We start from the raw sequence: 14,998 nt of genomic DNA on the forward strand, positions 1-14,998 counted from the left end.
GAGGGCAATGAAAAGGGCCGACATGCGCACTGCATGTCGGCCCTTTTTTTCAGCCTTGGGCTAAGCCCGTTAGATCAGCTGCGGATCTCAGCGACAACGGCTGCCAGCGCTTGGGCCGGGTCTGCCGCCTGGCTGATCGGGCGGCCGATCACCAGGTAGTCGGAGCCTGCATCCAGCGCCTGGCGCGGGGTCAGGATACGGCGTTGGTCATCCTGGGCGCTGCCCGCAGGGCGAATGCCAGGCGTGACCAGCTGCAGCGCCGGGTGCGCGGCCTTCAGCGCTGGCGCTTCCAGCGCCGAGCACACCAGGCCGTCCATGCCGGCCTTTTCGGCCAGCGCGGCCAGGCGCAGCACTTGTTCCTGCGGGTCCACATCCAGGCCGATACCGGCCAAGTCCTCACGCTCCATGCTGGTCAGAACCGTCACGCCGATCAGTAGCGGCTGCGGGCCGCTGCGCTTGGCCAGCACTTCGCGGCAGGCGGCCATCATGCGCAGGCCACCAGAGCTATGCACGTTGACCATCCACACGCCCATTTCGGCAGCGGCCTTGACCGCCATGGCCGTGGTGTTGGGGATGTCGTGGAACTTGAGGTCGAGGAACACCTCGAAGCCCTTCGCGCACAGGGTTTCGACAATGCCCGAAGCGCTGCTGGTGAACAGCTCCTTGCCAACCTTAACCCGGCACAGGGCGGGGTCGAGCTGGTCAGCCAGCTTCAGGGCGGCGTCACGGGTGGGGAAATCCAGGGCGACGATCAGGGGCGTCTGGCAGGCGGACATGGTCGGGTTCTCTTGGCAAGTCGTAAACGGCGCGCATTGTAAACGAAGTGGCACAGGCTTTGGGGGCCGCGGGTCAACGGAATTGGCCCGCCAGTGCACGATGCCTATAATTGAACCAACAGCACCGGCAATTGTTCAATATTTGTACAAGAACTGCCCAATGACGCTGAAGGAGAACACACAATGCCTTGGTATGCCTGGCTGATACTCATCATAGCCCTTGGCTCGATCGTGGGCGGGTTGATGATGTTACGCGATACCGCGAAGAAACTGCCGCTCACTGATGAACAGCTACGCAAGGTGCATGAACGCAATGCAGAGGCGGATGCCAAGGATGCGCAGGATCGATAGTTTGCAGGCGATGACGCCGGGGCAGACAGTCGCCAGCCCCGGCCGGTTACCCTACTCCACTACCAGTTTGCCCCGATTGCGCTCCAGCAACGCGTTGCCTATTCCTTTGATCTCCAGCAGCTCGTCAACCGAAGCGAACGGCCCATTGGCGTCCCGATAAGCCACGATGGCTTCGGCCTTCGCCTTGCCAATGCCATTGAGCTCCTTTTGCAAGGTCGGCGCATCTGTAGTGTTCAGGTTCAACATGTCAGATGGTGCTTGCACCTGACTTACCATAGGCACCGGCTCCTTCGGCGCGACGGCGGTTTCTGGAGCAGCGCTCAGTGAGAAGGACAAGCCGGCGAACAGCGGCAACAGCAGGTATTTGAGGAAGGTACTACGCATGAAGGTCACTCCTGTGAGTTGAGTTTTGAGGCAGCAAGATCCTAAGCTGCCCCCACCCACGCTAGCGGCTCACAGGCCATTCTCCCAGCATTTGGCGCTAGGGAATGGTTACCAGATTAGACGTCACAGCATGTTGCACGCCCACCTGGCGAAACATCCCATGGCAGGCGAGCTCAGTTCCTACATGTTCAGAAGATCGTATCGCGCAGCACCCGTTGCAGATACTGCCCATAGCCGTTCTTCATCAGCGGCGCGGCCAGCTTTTCCAACTGCTCCGCACCGATCCAGCCCTGGCGGTACGCAACCTCTTCCGGACAGGCAACTTTCAAGCCCTGCCGGCGCTCGATGGTGGCGATATAGCCACTGGCTTCGAGCAGCGAATCATGGGTACCGGTATCCAGCCACGCATAGCCGCGTCCCATCACCTCGACAGACAGTTGTTCACGCTCGAGGTAAAGGCGGTTGAGGTCGGTGATTTCCAGCTCGCCGCGAGGTGAAGGCTTGAGGCTCTTGGCCATCTCGATCACGTCTTGATCGTAGAAGTACAGGCCTGTGACCGCGTAGTTGGACTTGGGTTTTGCGGGTTTCTCTTCCAGGCTGATGGCCTTGCCACGGCTGTCAAACTCGACCACGCCATAACGCTCCGGGTCGGTAACATGGTAGGCGAACACACTCGCTCCCTGGTCACGGCCCATCGCATCGAGCAGCAATGACTGGAAGTCATGGCCGTAGTAGATATTGTCACCCAGCACCAGTGCAGACAGGTCGTTGCCAATGAAGTCCTCACCAATGATGAAAGCCTGCGCGAGGCCATCCGGCGAAGGTTGCACGGCATAGCTGATATAGATGCCCCACTTGTCGCCATTGCCGAGCAGTTGCTCGAACCGGGGCGTGTCCTGCGGCGTGGAGATGATCAGGATGTCACGAATGCCCGCCAGCATGAGCGTGGTCAGCGGATAGTAGATCATCGGTTTGTCGTAGACCGGCAAAAGCTGTTTTGAAATCGCCAGCGTGGCCGGATGCAAGCGGGTACCAGAGCCGCCCGCCAGAATGATGCCTTTACGGTTACTTGTGCTCATATCATGTAATCTCTGTCAGGCGTGCGGTCAGTCAGCTGCATTGTTTTGCCGCTATCGGATAGGCATACGGATGGGCACTGTCATACGGAGCGTTCCGCGTAGTTTTTCTCAACCCACTCGCGATAACTACCCGACAGCACACCCTGGACCCATTGCTGGTTGTCCAGATACCACTGGACGGTTTTACGGATACCGGTTTCAAAAGTTTCCGCAGGCTTCCAGCCCAATTCACGCTCTAGCTTGCGCGCGTCGATGGCGTAGCGGCGATCATGGCCAGGACGATCGGTAACGAAGCTGAGCTGACTGGAATAAGGCTCCCCATCTGAACGAGGGCGAAGCTCGTCGAGCAACGTGCAAACGTGATGGACTATTTGCAGGTTGGGCATCTCGTTCCAGCCTCCGACGTTGTACACCTCGCCTACCCGACCCGCTTCGAGCACGCGGCGGATGGCACTGCAATGATCCTTGACGTAGAGCCAGTCACGGATTTGCTGGCCGTCGCCATAGACTGGCAGCGCCTTGCCGGCAAGCGCATTCACTATCATCAATGGGATCAGCTTCTCGGGAAAATGATAGGGGCCGTAATTGTTCGAGCAGTTGGTGGTCAGCACCGGCAGGCCGTAGGTGTGGTGGTAGGAGCGAACCAGGTGATCGCTGGCCGCCTTACTTGCCGAGTAAGGGCTGTTGGGCTGGTACTGATGTGTTTCGGTGAACGCCGGTTCGCAAGCCTTGAGCGAACCGTAGACCTCGTCTGTGGAGACATGCAGGAAGCGGAAACCCGCATACCTCTCGGCCTCTAGCTCTTGCCAATACGCGCGTACCGCTTCGAGCAACTGGAACGTTCCGACCACGTTTGTCTCGACGAATGCTCGCGGGCCATGAATGGAGCGGTCGACGTGAGATTCGGCAGCGAAGTTGAGCACGGCGCGCGGCTGGTGTTCCGCTAGAAGGCGCTGCAGCAACGGCCCATCGCCGATGTCACCCTGCACGAACACGTGTTGCGGGTTGCCCTCGAGGCTCGCAAGACTTTGCAGGTTGCCGGCGTAGGTCAGCTTGTCGAGGTTGATGATCGTCTCGTCTGATTGGTTTGCCCAATCGAGGACGAAATTCGCTCCGATGAAGCCGGCACCGCCGGTAACCAGGATAGTCATAGGCTCAGATCATTCTCGCTTGTGTTCAATGATGGCACGTCTGCATGCGTGGTCGCTCCAGACGCTATCGGCAAACAATCCTGTAGGAGCATAGCTGGGCATGCAAGATTTGAGAAAGAGCATGCAAAGCCCACAGGGGGCCGCCTGAAGGCTAACGTGGTAAACGGGGGGGAGGTAAAGCCGTGGGACTCGGGAAGCAATGCGGCGCCAGAGAAACGCCGCACTGGCGGAACCGATCAGTTGATTTCTTGCAGTTTCTTTTGGGCAGCTTCGACACCCGCATTTGCAGACTCGACCAGCAGTGCCTTACCCGTAGCAGGGTCACGCTTGGGATTGTCTTCTGCCAGCAGAACTTCTGCCAGGTAGAACTTGGCCACCGACGCCTTCTTCAGTGCAGGGCTGCCGAGAATGCTTGCAGCCTTGTCATAATCCTTGGTCACAAAACGCCCAGTCTTGTATTCAAGACCGGCACGGTTTGCCAAAATCGGATCATTTTTTACAAGGTAACCTTGCTCGGCAATAAACACAGCCAGCTTGTTATCCTGCTTGTCGCGGGTTTTGTAAATGAGCTCATCGGTCAGTTGCTTAATGAACGGAAGGTCCCGCGTATTCACCAAGGCACTGGCCAGCTTGTTCAGTTCGTCTTCGTTGAACGTTTTGGCTTCTTGGTGAAGATAGAGCGCAGCCTCAGTTGCGGTGGACGGTGCCGACTCGGACACCTTGTCCCAGGCGCTTTTGTTATCACACGCAGTCAACAAGGCTGTCGCCCCCACTACCGCACTCATTACCAAAGCGTTGAGGTAGTTACTCTTTTTCACAATCAATTTCCTTATGGGGACGCTGTTGAACCTCTGGACCCTGCCCAGATTCAAGGGACCGCAATATTACCACTGTGCCATCGCCGATGGAGAAAAAAATGCTCTGCTCAGCTAACGATTGGTTGACCAGATGTAAACAAACTGTCACGCACAGTCGTACAGCGGCACTAACGAAAAACAACAAAAGGCACACATCGAAGCAGTGCCCGCTTTCGCAATGTTAAGAAGGACACGATTTAAAAAGGGGCAGTGCTTAGTTCACAGCCCCTGATCATTGAATCGCCAGATCACAACCGACTCTGAACAAACGGTATGTTCGGTTCTTCAACGCCCGCCCACTGTCACTCCGCCTGCTCCAACCGTTGCCGATAGGCCCAGTCCACGATCCCCCCTTCAGGGCGATAACCGCTGACCACTTCACGCAGAATCTGGCGCAGCGCTTTGTGGTCTTTTTCCTCCACTGCCCGGGCAATTTCTGCCAGGCGACCCTTAAGTTCGCTCCAGTTCAGGCAGTCTTCATTAGCCCTCATGATCATTGGGTGCTGGGTAGAAGACACATTGTCACCAATCAGCAGTTCCTCATAAAGCTTTTCACCTGGGCGCAACCCGCTGAACTCGACTGCGATATCACCATGAGGGTTGGTGTCGGAGCGCACACTTAGGCCTGACAGATGAATCATCTTTTCAGCCAGCGCCACGATTTTCACAGGTTCGCCCATATCGAGCACGAATACATCACCGCCTTGCCCCATGGAGCCGGCCTGGATCACCAATTGTGCGGCTTCGGGAATCGTCATGAAATACCGGGTGATGCTTGGATGGGTAACCGTCAGCGGCCCCCCCGCTTTTATCTGCTTGTGGAACAGGGGAATGACGGAGCCCGATGAACCCAGCACATTGCCGAATCGCACCATGGTGAAGCGCGTTTTGCGCACGTGCGCGATGTTGGCCCGCTCGCCATAAAGTACTGGGGCCTGCTCGCCACTCAGGGCCTGAAGCAGCATCTCTGCCAGGCGCTTGGTGCTACCCATGACGTTGGTCGGACGCACAGCCTTGTCAGTCGAGATCAAGACGAAGTTGGGTACATTGGCTTCCAATGCCGCCTGAGCAGTATTCAATGTGCCGAATACATTGTTGAGTACGCCTTCTGCCATGTTGTGCTCGACCATTGGCACATGCTTGTAAGCTGCCGCATGGTAGACCGTGTCCACCCGCCACTGAATGAGCGTATCAACCAGTAACTGGGGGTTGCGGATCGACCCCAGCAGAGGCACCAGCCGAACAGGCAGCGACTCCACTTGGATGCGATGCTCCAGTTCGGCGTGAATACTGTAAAGGTTGAATTCACTGTGTTCGAACAACAATAGCGCCCTGGGCTTGAGCATCAGGATCTGCCGGCAAAGTTCCGAGCCGATGGACCCCCCGGCGCCGGTAACCATCACCACCTTGCCCTCGATGCAGTGCGCCAGCAGGTCTGCCTGGGCGGGCACGGCGTCTCGCCCCAGCAGGTCAGCAATATCGACCTCCTGGATATCTTCGACCTTCACCCGACCGCTCGCCAGATCAAGGAAGCTGGGCACACTGCGAACATGCAGCGGGAACTGTTCGAGCGCACTTAGCACTTCCCGGCGACGAGCCCTGCTGGCAGACGGTATGGCCAACAGCACCTGCTCAGCACCCGTAACATTTATCATGCGCTGGATATCGCTGCCACTGAACACTTGCAAGCCGGAAATCGCCCGGTCGGTGATTGATTCTTCATCATCGATGAATGCCACCGGGTGCATGGTGCGGCTCATGCGCAACCCCGCCAGCAACTGATTGCCTGCTGCGCCGGCGCCATAGATGGCTACCTTCGGCAAACCGTTGTCACGGCTGGCGAACGGCACATGCTGCCGGGCAGCATACCAGTCCCCCAAAAAGTATTGCCGCATGATCAGGCGCATGCCGCCTACCATCAGAAGGCTCAGCCACCAGTAATTGAAAATGATCGACCTCGGCACCACAGCACCGTGGCCACTGCTCCAATATACGACCACCGACAGGATCAGCGCCGACAGGCTGACTGCCTTGAAGATGGTGATCAGCGCATCATTGCCAAAATAACGCATCACCGCCCGATAAAGGCCGAAACGAATGAAAATCGGAATCGCAAGTAGCGGCGCGGTCAAGAACAACCACAGATGCCCCTGCAGCGGATTGTTCAACTCATCCAGGCCCAAGCGGACGACAAACGCCATCCATAATGCCAGCCAGACTAGCCCAATGTCGGTGACCACCTGCAACGCACGCTTGTAGTGACGTGGCAGCGCAAGCATGCGCTTTCTCAATCTGTCCATTTTTCCTCTACGAATTCCATGGTTTCACCCCACTGCCCCGCTACTCAGCAACATTCGGGTAGCAGCCTCGCTGGCCCGGCGCTCAGCGTACTTCGGCCTGACCTGCCTTGAACTTGACCGCCAGCAGGATAAGCGGGGCATAGGCCAGCAACAGGCCCACCCAACCATCCAGCACATCCAAGGCAACGGCACAGGCCAAGGGCAGAAGCCACACCAGGTTGATCAAGAGTACAGCCAGCGTCACCGGCAAATGCCGGCCGTAGTGGCGCGTGGCAAATTGATAAGCGTGACTGCGGTGCGCTTCGTACACTTTCTCACCCCGCAACAGCCTATGGATAAGTGTCACGGTCGCATCGACGATGAATACTCCCAGCAGGATCAACCACCCCGGCAGCAATTTCGGCTCGACCCAAGCGGCTTGAAGGGAAAGAACCCCCAGCGCGATACCGAGGAAACCACTGCCTGCATCGCCCATGAAAATCCGTGCTGGCGGAAAGTTCCAGATCAGGAACCCCAACACCGCACAAGCCAGCATCAAGGGGCCCCACACCGCCCCATACGCGCCCACCAGCCAATAGAGCACGGCCCCACCCACACAGGCGCAAATCGCTTCGACACTGGCCAGCCCGTCGATACCATCCATGAAGTTGTAGAGGTTGAGCAGCCAGACCAGATAGAACAGCGCCAGCACGTTGCCGACCAGCCCCATGTCGAAGATGTAACCGAACACACTCAATGCCGGCAGGCCGCCTAGCCAGAACAACACCCAAGCAGCGCCGGCGAAGTGGCCCAGCAGACGCCATCGCGCTGCGATATGGCCATGATCGTCGAGGAATCCAAGCACGGCGATACCGGCCCCGGCGCCTACCAACGCGCAAGCAGGGCCGCTATCGAGCACGCCACTCCAAGCCATCACCGGAACGGCCAGCAGAAAACCGATGACGATGGCTACCCCACCGCCACGCGGAGTCGGCACGGTATGGGAGCTTCTGGCATTGGGCACATCGATGATGCTGCGCGCCAGTGCGTAGCGCCGCAGTACGCCGGTCATGCACCAGGTCAGCAGCACCAGCACAGGTAGAATGGACCAGTAGATCATGCGCTCAAACTCTTCAGATATTCATGGGCGGTGAGTTGCAAGGCCTGATCGACACTGAGCGGAGGATTCCAGTCGAGCAGGTTGCGGGTCTTGGTAATGTCGACCTGCAACGAACCACACAGCCTCGCTGCCACGCCTGGCCGCCCCAACGCTGCGGCGGCAGCCTTGAGCATGAAGGCCGGGACGGGTAGCAGGAAGGCTTTGGTACCTAGCGCCTTGGCGGTGCGTTTCAACAGATCGGGCGTTGCCAGGTCTTCACCATCACTGACCAGGAACACCTGGTTGGCCGCGCGTGCATGGTGCAGGCACACCACGATGAGGCTGACCAGATTGTCCAGGGCAACCATGCTCCGCCGGTTGCGGATAGCCCCCAGCGGCAGTGGCAGCTTTTTGTGCAGGCATTTCATCATTGACTGGAAATTGGCTTTGACCCCTGGCCCATAGACCAGCACCGGTCGGATGATCACGACCTGCATGCCGGTTTCGGCTGCCAGCGCGAGCAGTGCCTGTTCCGCCTCGAGCTTGGATATGCCGTATGGGTCCGCAGGTGACGGCTGCTCATCAGCCGAATAAGGTTGGCGATCGTCAGTACCTTCTCCGTTCACCTTGATCGAACTGATGAACACGAAGCGCTGCACACCTGCTTCGACGGCGCGCCTTGCAAGGTCCAGCGTCCCTTTGACGTTGGTTTGCCGAAATTCGGCAAGGGGGTCCTGCGCATCATCATTCATGATGTGGACACGCGCCGCGCAGTGGATAACGGCATGGATGCCATCAAGAGACGGCAACTCACGGCGGCCGTCCAGTTCACCGGTCAAGAAGGCCTGAGCTCCTGCTGGAAGTGCCTTGCCGACTACTCGCAAGCCACCGAGCACTTCGATCTCGGGGTTGCGCAGCAGATGCTCCACCACCCGCGAGCCGACGAAGCCTGTTGCACCTGTAACCAGTACTCGCTGTCTCACTCGTTGCTCTCCAGTGTCCGGTAAACCGCCATATGCTGGGCGACAATACTTTCGATGGCAAAGGCACGCTCGGCCAATGCCCGGCCAGCATTACCCATGTGCCGGCGCAGCCCTTCATCCTCAAGCAGACGCTGAATCGCGTCCGCCAATGCGTGTGCATCGCGTACCGGAACCAGCAACCCGGTTACATCAGCCTCGATCGCGTCGCGGCAACCCGGCACATCAGTGGTGACCACCGCTCGCCCGCAGGCAGCCGCCTCAACCAGCACCTTGGGCAACCCCTCCCGGTACGACGGCAATGTCACGATATGCGATTGCCTGAGCACCTCTGCGACATCGGCCCGGTACCCCATACAGTTGACAATACCCTCTGCCGCCCACCGCTCCAGGTCATCGGCGTCGATGCTGCTGGGGTTACCCGGGTCTGGGTCGCCAACCAATTGGAATGATGCCCGAACACCACGCCCGTCGAGAATGCGCGCGGCCTCGACAAACTCGCGAACGCCCTTGTCGCGTAATAGGCGGGCGACCAGGCTGACCACGGGGGTACCGGGTGCTTCAGGGCATGGCTGATACTGCTGCAAGTCCACACCGGAACCACGGATCAGCACGCTCTTGTCATCCGTAATGGCCCCAATGGCAGCCAAGGCTTGTTGATCATCCGGGTTCTGAAACACCGCGCGCAGGTTACGCTTACCCAGCGCAACCCGATAGAGTAGCGTGATGATGCGACGCAGGATTGCCGCCCTCCGACCTCGGGCCATGAACACGAAACCCAGGCCGGAAATTGCCGCTAGTACACCTTTGACCGGTGAAAGACGCGCAACGATGCCACCGTACAGAACCGGCTTGATGGTGACGATGTGGAGCACGTCAGGCCGCAACCGCCAGCACAGCAGCCACAGTGAAAACAGCGCCTTCAACTCGCTGAACGGGTTTTTGCCACTGCGTGTCAGCGAAAGTTCATGGTGCTTGAAACCGCGACGAATGATTTGCTCAACTGCCGCGCCATTTCGAGTGGCGACATGAACCTGATACCCCTGCTCCCTTGCCGACTCTGCGACAGGCAGCCGGTGAGAAAGAAAGAATGCCGGATCATTGATCACCATCAGTAAAACCGCTTTCATGCCACCCCTAACGCCCTTGAATGATTGTCCCGGATCATTCTTGCATCGCACGGATGCCTTGAATGACCCTGACGTATATGGGCCGTGTGGTAACGCTGGCCCTTTGTTCTCATGCACGCTTGTGCACAGGTCTATTCCTTCCGTCAGGCCGGCCTGCGGAACAGCAAACTAAGGGCGGAACGACATGTCATTAAGGCGCCCATGTTGAGCAGGGCGCCCGGCGTTGACCTGTAGTGCACCGTCCATGGCCGCAATTGTCGTGCGTCACCTGCAAGTGTTGAAACAGCGAAGCGCTCCACGACCCGGTCCTTTGCCAGCGCGAGCATATTACCACCAAGTCTGGGGGCGCCTTGTGCAAACTGCTGCGTCAACCCACTGGGCGCCCGCGCCGACAACCCAGTTCCACAGGCTCAGGTGTCGAGCGCCGACCTGACAAATTCGAGTTTCAACAGCAAGGCCTTGATCCCTTCGACATCGAGACGTTCGGTATTGTGAGACGTGTAATCATCACCGCTCGAAATATCCGGCTCGCCTTCGACAAAGTATTTTTTGTAGTTAAGGTCACGGTTGTCTGCAGGAACCCGATAGTAACGCCCCATGTCTTCGGACTTGGCCATTTCTTCGCGGGACAACAGCGATTCGTACAGTTTTTCACCGTGTCGCGTGCCGATCACCTTGACCTCGGTCCGCCGCTTGAACAACTGCTGCAGCGCTTCTGCCAGTTCGCCCACGGTCGAAGCTGGGGCCTTCTGGATGAAGATATCACCCTGCTCGGCATGCTCGAAGGCGTGCAGCACCAAGTCTACAGAGTCTTCAAGCGACATCAGGAAGCGTGTCATTGACGGGTCGGTCACCGTGAGGTGCTCGCCCCGCTTAAGTTGTTCGATGAACAAAGGGATCACCGAACCTCGAGACGCCATAACATTGCCATAGCGGGTCGCGCATACTACCGGCCCACCGACCGGGATTGCCCGGGACTTGGCGACCATTATTTTTTCCGCCATAGCCTTGGAAATGCCCATGGCATTGATGGGATAAACGGCTTTATCGGTGCTGAGCACCACCACGCGTTTCACACCGTTCGCCACCGCCGCGCTCAAAACATTTTCGGTGCCGATGACATTGGTCTTGACCGACTCCATCGGATAGAACTCGCATGAAGGCACCTGCTTCAACGCCGCCGCATGGAAGACGAAATCGACGCCGACCATTGCCTGCGTCAGGCTTTGGTAATCGCGTACGTCACCGATGTGGAACTTGACCTTGTCATTGCCCAAGGCAATGCGCATGTCTTCCTGTTTCTTCTCATCGCGGCTGAAGATGCGAATTTCGCGAACACCTGTGTTCAGAAAACGCTTCAGCACGGTATTACCAAAAGAACCGGTACCGCCGGTGATCATCAAAACCTTGTTATCAAACATGTGCTTCCCATCATGAATAAAGAAAGGAGCCTCGCCACCAAACAGCTCGAGACTCTCTGTCCACCGGTATATCCAACAGCCCTCACTGCGTGCATGCGAGGGCCCCGCAACAGCAACTTCTACCGCCCGAGCTTACGCCGCGCCCAGCCGATCAACAGTTTGGTTTCACGTACTCTGCACGCGTACAACGCTGCGAAGTAACACCCCGCGAACGGTATGCACAGCACCAGCCACAGGCTCGACAGGTAGGCATCCATCACGCGCAACAGGGCAAACGCGAACGCCAGGCATGCGAGGGCGATGCACAAACTTCGGAGGTTCGGGCGCAACAACGCAATGCCTGCCTCGCGCTTTACGAAATAAGCACCCAGCATGAAGCTTAGGACAGTTGCAAACACCACCGCCCATGCCAGCCCCTGCAAACCGAACGTTCGGTAGGCGAGCAGGCTGATCGCCAAGTTCAGGAGCAGCGACGCAAGCGAGATGATGAACGGCCTCGAGGTATTGCCACAGGAAAAGAAGACGCGATTGAGCAGATCCCGGACTAAGGCGAAAGGAACGGCCAACAGGATCACCGACAAAACGGCTGCGACACGGGCAACGTCCGCCTCGGAAAACTTGCCTCGCATGAACAGGAGTTCGACGATCGGGTGGGCATAGAAGATCATGAACAGCACGACGGGCAGCGCACAGAGGAAGATGATGCGCAGGCAGAGATTCAAGTAGTCGTCCAGGCCATCACCGTCATCCCTGGCGACCAGCGCGGCGATTTTTGGAAACAACGTGGCCGTGAGAAACACCAGAAAAATAGACAGGAAGATCAGGTTCAGCTTGCCTGCATACCCCAACACCGAGATGGCCCCGGCCCCGAGTTGAGAGGCGAAATACACGCCCACGTAACTGTTGACTTGCTCGACATAGAAGGACAAGGCTGCCGGCACAAACAGCATCAGCAGGCCTGGCCCCTTCAACGGCTCAGCGAAGGCGGCAAAGTTGAGGGTAAAGTAGCGACGGCTAGTCCAGGCATTTGCCACCATCAGCAGCAACCAAGCCGCCACGCCCAGGTACAGTATGTGCGTCAACCCGGACGACGCACTAAACAGTACCAGCCCCAGGCAGAACATCATATTGTTGACCAGCGGCACAATATAACTGGGTAACGGCCGCTTGTGTACGGTCTGCAGTGCATTGAGAAAAGCCACCACGGTAGACAAGGCAAAGGTCAACGCCACAATTCCCAGATAGTCGCCCGCCAGCGCCTTCACTTCGCGGCTCGCCGCGCCTGCAAATAATTCCACAAGTGGCTGCGCACCCACCGTCACGCCGGCGCCCAACACCACAGAGATGGCCAGGAAAAATGCCAGGACACGCGTCAGGTTGGCATCTGTCTGGGCACGATCATTAGCCGACAGCAAGCGGGAGTACAGCGGCACGACCAAGACTGGAATGGATGAGTACACAGCAATGTACAACAGGGACGCAATTGAGTTAGCCAGGAAATAACCGTCAGTGACAGCCGATACACCGTAGTAATAGGTGAAAAGCATGTCCTTGAAGAACCCGCTCAGTTTACCGAGCAGGATCAGCAGAAAAGCCAACAACGCATAACTGAAGAGCCGCACTTTCATTGCCCTGTCGCCTCACCCTGGCGCAACGGGGTGCGCAAGGCAACTGCCCGATTGCGCGAGAGCAGCCAGCCCAGCAGCAGCACCACCAACACCATCACGCCTGACAGGCTGTGCATGAGCTGATTGTTGGAGTAACTGAAAACCAGCCCCATCGAAAGGTAGATGAACAGTGGCCCGGAAAAAGGATTGGAGGCGGCCACAGCCTGCAGCCATACGCGCGCATAGACATAGGCGAAAACCGGCGTGAGCAACACGACGCCTGGGAATGTAAAGTCCGAGGCCATCCAGGCAAACAACGAGTGCCACTTGTCGAATTCCCAACCATAGACTTCGCCGACACGATAGGGGTAGGTGTGTTCCAGTACCGCACCGCTGGCCCCCGTGAAAATTTCGACGATACGCCCGAGCGAATAGGAGTTACCGACCAGATAAGACCATTCGAAGGGAAGTGTCAGACTCAGGTAGAGCCCATTGAGGCCGTTGGTGAAGTAACCAAGAAAAATACCCAGGGCCAGCGCATAATCTTCGCCGACCACACCAATCACCCAGGACTCGTAGTTCCAATAAACCAGGGGGTGAACCTTTTCGTAGATGTTGTCGATGCTGATGCCAGCCGCCTGATAGCGCTGCCGGAGAATTTCAACGAACAGGAAGAACACCACACAACCAAACACCCCACCCACCACCGCAGACCACAGTTTTACCCGCAGGCGGCGCGCGGCAGCGTTGATGGCAAACAGGAAGAAGCTGAAGATCACCAGATCGCCGAGATACTTTTGTTTGCCTACGCCCAGCACGTTTACCAGCAAATAGGTCATCACGATGAATAAGAAGGTGGTTTTGCCAAGCCGTCCCATCACCGAGTAGTAGTAGAAGCCGAATAGCAACGCCAGGGTAATGAATACCTGGAGGAAGATATTGAGAATATAGGCGGCGTCGACGGTCGCCTGGCCGCGCTCATAACCTTCATAGCCCGCCACATAGCTTTCACCAATGCCATCAAGGGACAAACCACCGCCGGATGAAATGAACCCGTACCACTGCACCACCGAGGCGACTGCGGCAAACAGCAACAACAGCTTGACGAGGCGGTTGACCCGGAACAGCGCGTTGAGCCGCCCGGCCTGGGTATCCACCAGTAGATTGTAATCACCGCGGGCGCCCATCAAGAAACCGACAGCGAATAGCACCAACATGGGCAACAGGAAAGTCATCAACAGCACGCTATCCATACCTTTGTATTCGATCGGCCCCAGGAAGAAACTGGCGAGGACGAAGACCGAATAGCCGATGTATATATTGACGGGCAGATAACGGTAACTGAACCATTTCATGGCTTGTTGAAGATCCTTTTATAGGCGTCTACTTTCGCCTGGCCATGCAAATGACCGATCTTCAGAGACTTGGCTTGCGCGCGCTGCAAGAAATCGTCTGTTTGCCCTACGACCCTCGCCGGGTTGCCCGCAACAATGGTGCCGTCCGCGACTGAGCGGGTAACCACTGCATTGGCGCCGACAATGCAATTATTACCGATGTTGACGTTGGGCAGAATCAGTGCCCCCATGCCGATGAAGACGTTATTACCCACAGTAATTTCACCGGCCAACTCCAGGTCTGGTATTTCAGCCCTGAACGGCAAGGTGGACCCATCATGGCAGACGAAATGCGCGTTGATACTGATGAAGACATTGTCGCCCAAGGTCACCAGATAAGGCTCGGAGCTAAACATGGCGTAGCTCGAACCATAGATGGTGACGCGCCCTTTCATGTTCACCCCTATGCGTCGGGCATAGGCACTAGGATCGTAGGCTGCATAGAACCTCCGAAACGGTACGGTGAATACCTTGGAAAGTCTGCCAAGCC

General features: G+C 57.4%; 14 protein-coding genes. 1 reads left to right on the forward strand and 13 read right to left on the reverse strand.

The genetic code is table 11. The features are described from left to right. Positions 1-74: 74 nt before the first annotated feature. Positions 75-776: an orotidine-5'-phosphate decarboxylase gene (gene pyrF / locus ACIPG5_RS14855; protein WP_176514154.1), complete on the reverse strand. Its 702-nt coding sequence runs from the start codon at positions 774-776 to the stop codon at positions 75-77. Positions 777-959: 183 nt separating this feature from the next. Between pyrF and ACIPG5_RS14860 the strand changes: the two genes are divergently transcribed. Further along, positions 960-1,127, forward strand: a complete 168-nt coding sequence (locus ACIPG5_RS14860) for a DUF2897 family protein (protein WP_016500979.1) — start codon at positions 960-962, stop codon at positions 1,125-1,127. 51 nt (positions 1,128-1,178) lie between these two features. Here ACIPG5_RS14860 and ACIPG5_RS14865 read toward each other — a convergent pair whose 3' ends face one another. The 12 genes from ACIPG5_RS14865 to ACIPG5_RS14920 form a co-directional block, all read right to left on the reverse strand. Further along, positions 1,179-1,511, reverse strand: coding sequence for a ComEA family DNA-binding protein (locus ACIPG5_RS14865; RefSeq protein ID WP_176514156.1), 333 nt, complete (start codon positions 1,509-1,511; stop codon positions 1,179-1,181). Between the two features lie 188 nt (positions 1,512-1,699). Beyond that, positions 1,700-2,590 carry a glucose-1-phosphate thymidylyltransferase RfbA gene (gene rfbA, locus ACIPG5_RS14870; RefSeq protein WP_176514158.1) on the reverse strand — a complete coding sequence of 297 codons (891 nt, stop codon included), beginning with the start codon at positions 2,588-2,590 and terminating at the stop codon, positions 1,700-1,702. 80 nt (positions 2,591-2,670) lie between these two features. Beyond that, positions 2,671-3,741 carry a dTDP-glucose 4,6-dehydratase gene (rfbB, locus tag ACIPG5_RS14875; RefSeq protein WP_401375988.1) on the reverse strand — a complete coding sequence of 357 codons (1,071 nt, stop codon included), beginning with the start codon at positions 3,739-3,741 and terminating at the stop codon, positions 2,671-2,673. A gap of 236 nt (positions 3,742-3,977) precedes the next feature. Next, entirely contained in the window at positions 3,978-4,559 is a 582-nt protein-coding gene (locus tag ACIPG5_RS14880; RefSeq protein ID WP_176514162.1) for a hypothetical protein, read from the reverse strand. Positions 4,560-4,900: 341 nt separating this feature from the next. Beyond that, complete coding sequence (locus tag ACIPG5_RS14885; protein ID WP_176514164.1) at positions 4,901-6,898, reverse strand: nucleoside-diphosphate sugar epimerase/dehydratase; 1,998 nt, start codon at positions 6,896-6,898, stop codon at positions 4,901-4,903. A gap of 82 nt (positions 6,899-6,980) precedes the next feature. Beyond that, positions 6,981-7,997: a glycosyltransferase family 4 protein gene (locus ACIPG5_RS14890; protein ID WP_401375992.1), complete on the reverse strand. Its 1,017-nt coding sequence runs from the start codon at positions 7,995-7,997 to the stop codon at positions 6,981-6,983. Beyond that, on the reverse strand, positions 7,994-8,959 hold the full coding sequence (locus ACIPG5_RS14895) for an NAD-dependent epimerase/dehydratase family protein (protein WP_401375995.1): 966 nt from the start codon (positions 8,957-8,959) through the stop codon (positions 7,994-7,996). The genes ACIPG5_RS14890 and ACIPG5_RS14895 overlap by 4 nt, the downstream gene beginning before the upstream one ends. Beyond that, positions 8,956-10,086 carry a glycosyltransferase family 4 protein gene (locus ACIPG5_RS14900; protein WP_401375997.1) on the reverse strand — a complete coding sequence of 377 codons (1,131 nt, stop codon included), beginning with the start codon at positions 10,084-10,086 and terminating at the stop codon, positions 8,956-8,958. The genes ACIPG5_RS14895 and ACIPG5_RS14900 overlap by 4 nt, the downstream gene beginning before the upstream one ends. A gap of 410 nt (positions 10,087-10,496) precedes the next feature. Beyond that, on the reverse strand, positions 10,497-11,507 hold the full coding sequence (locus tag ACIPG5_RS14905; RefSeq protein WP_401376000.1) for a polysaccharide biosynthesis protein: 1,011 nt from the start codon (positions 11,505-11,507) through the stop codon (positions 10,497-10,499). A 119-nt stretch (positions 11,508-11,626) separates the two neighbouring features. Beyond that, positions 11,627-13,135 carry a murein biosynthesis integral membrane protein MurJ gene (murJ, locus tag ACIPG5_RS14910; RefSeq protein WP_401376002.1) on the reverse strand — a complete coding sequence of 503 codons (1,509 nt, stop codon included), beginning with the start codon at positions 13,133-13,135 and terminating at the stop codon, positions 11,627-11,629. Next, positions 13,132-14,469, reverse strand: a complete 1,338-nt coding sequence (locus ACIPG5_RS14915) for a hypothetical protein (protein ID WP_176514177.1) — start codon at positions 14,467-14,469, stop codon at positions 13,132-13,134. The genes murJ and ACIPG5_RS14915 overlap by 4 nt, the downstream gene beginning before the upstream one ends. Continuing rightward, positions 14,466-14,903 carry an acyltransferase gene (locus ACIPG5_RS14920; RefSeq protein WP_401376005.1) on the reverse strand — a complete coding sequence of 146 codons (438 nt, stop codon included), beginning with the start codon at positions 14,901-14,903 and terminating at the stop codon, positions 14,466-14,468. The genes ACIPG5_RS14915 and ACIPG5_RS14920 overlap by 4 nt, the downstream gene beginning before the upstream one ends. Between the last annotated feature and the right edge of the window lie 95 nt (positions 14,904-14,998).

Origin of the sequence: Pseudomonas sp. NPDC087029 (assembly GCF_044745345.1) — a bacterium.
Lineage (GTDB): Bacteria > Pseudomonadota > Gammaproteobacteria > Pseudomonadales > Pseudomonadaceae > Aquipseudomonas > Aquipseudomonas faucium.

Coding starts and splice junctions, on each gene's coding strand:
- rfbA (WP_176514158.1), bottom strand. CDS start 2,590: ATGAGCACAAGTAACCGTAAAGGCATCATTCTGGCGGGCGGCTCTGGT.
- ACIPG5_RS14915 (WP_176514177.1), bottom strand. CDS start 14,469: ATGAAATGGTTCAGTTACCGTTATCTGCCCGTCAATATATACATCGGC.
- ACIPG5_RS14865 (WP_176514156.1), bottom strand. CDS start 1,511: ATGCGTAGTACCTTCCTCAAATACCTGCTGTTGCCGCTGTTCGCCGGC.
- ACIPG5_RS14905 (WP_401376000.1), bottom strand. CDS start 11,507: ATGTTTGATAACAAGGTTTTGATGATCACCGGCGGTACCGGTTCTTTT.
- pyrF (WP_176514154.1), bottom strand. CDS start 776: ATGTCCGCCTGCCAGACGCCCCTGATCGTCGCCCTGGATTTCCCCACC.
- ACIPG5_RS14885 (WP_176514164.1), bottom strand. CDS start 6,898: ATGGACAGATTGAGAAAGCGCATGCTTGCGCTGCCACGTCACTACAAG.
- ACIPG5_RS14890 (WP_401375992.1), bottom strand. CDS start 7,997: ATGATCTACTGGTCCATTCTACCTGTGCTGGTGCTGCTGACCTGGTGC.
- rfbB (WP_401375988.1), bottom strand. CDS start 3,741: ATGACTATCCTGGTTACCGGCGGTGCCGGCTTCATCGGAGCGAATTTC.
- ACIPG5_RS14900 (WP_401375997.1), bottom strand. CDS start 10,086: ATGAAAGCGGTTTTACTGATGGTGATCAATGATCCGGCATTCTTTCTT.
- ACIPG5_RS14860 (WP_016500979.1), top strand. CDS start 960: ATGCCTTGGTATGCCTGGCTGATACTCATCATAGCCCTTGGCTCGATC.
- murJ (WP_401376002.1), bottom strand. CDS start 13,135: ATGAAAGTGCGGCTCTTCAGTTATGCGTTGTTGGCTTTTCTGCTGATC.
- ACIPG5_RS14920 (WP_401376005.1), bottom strand. CDS start 14,903: ATGAAAGGGCGCGTCACCATCTATGGTTCGAGCTACGCCATGTTTAGC.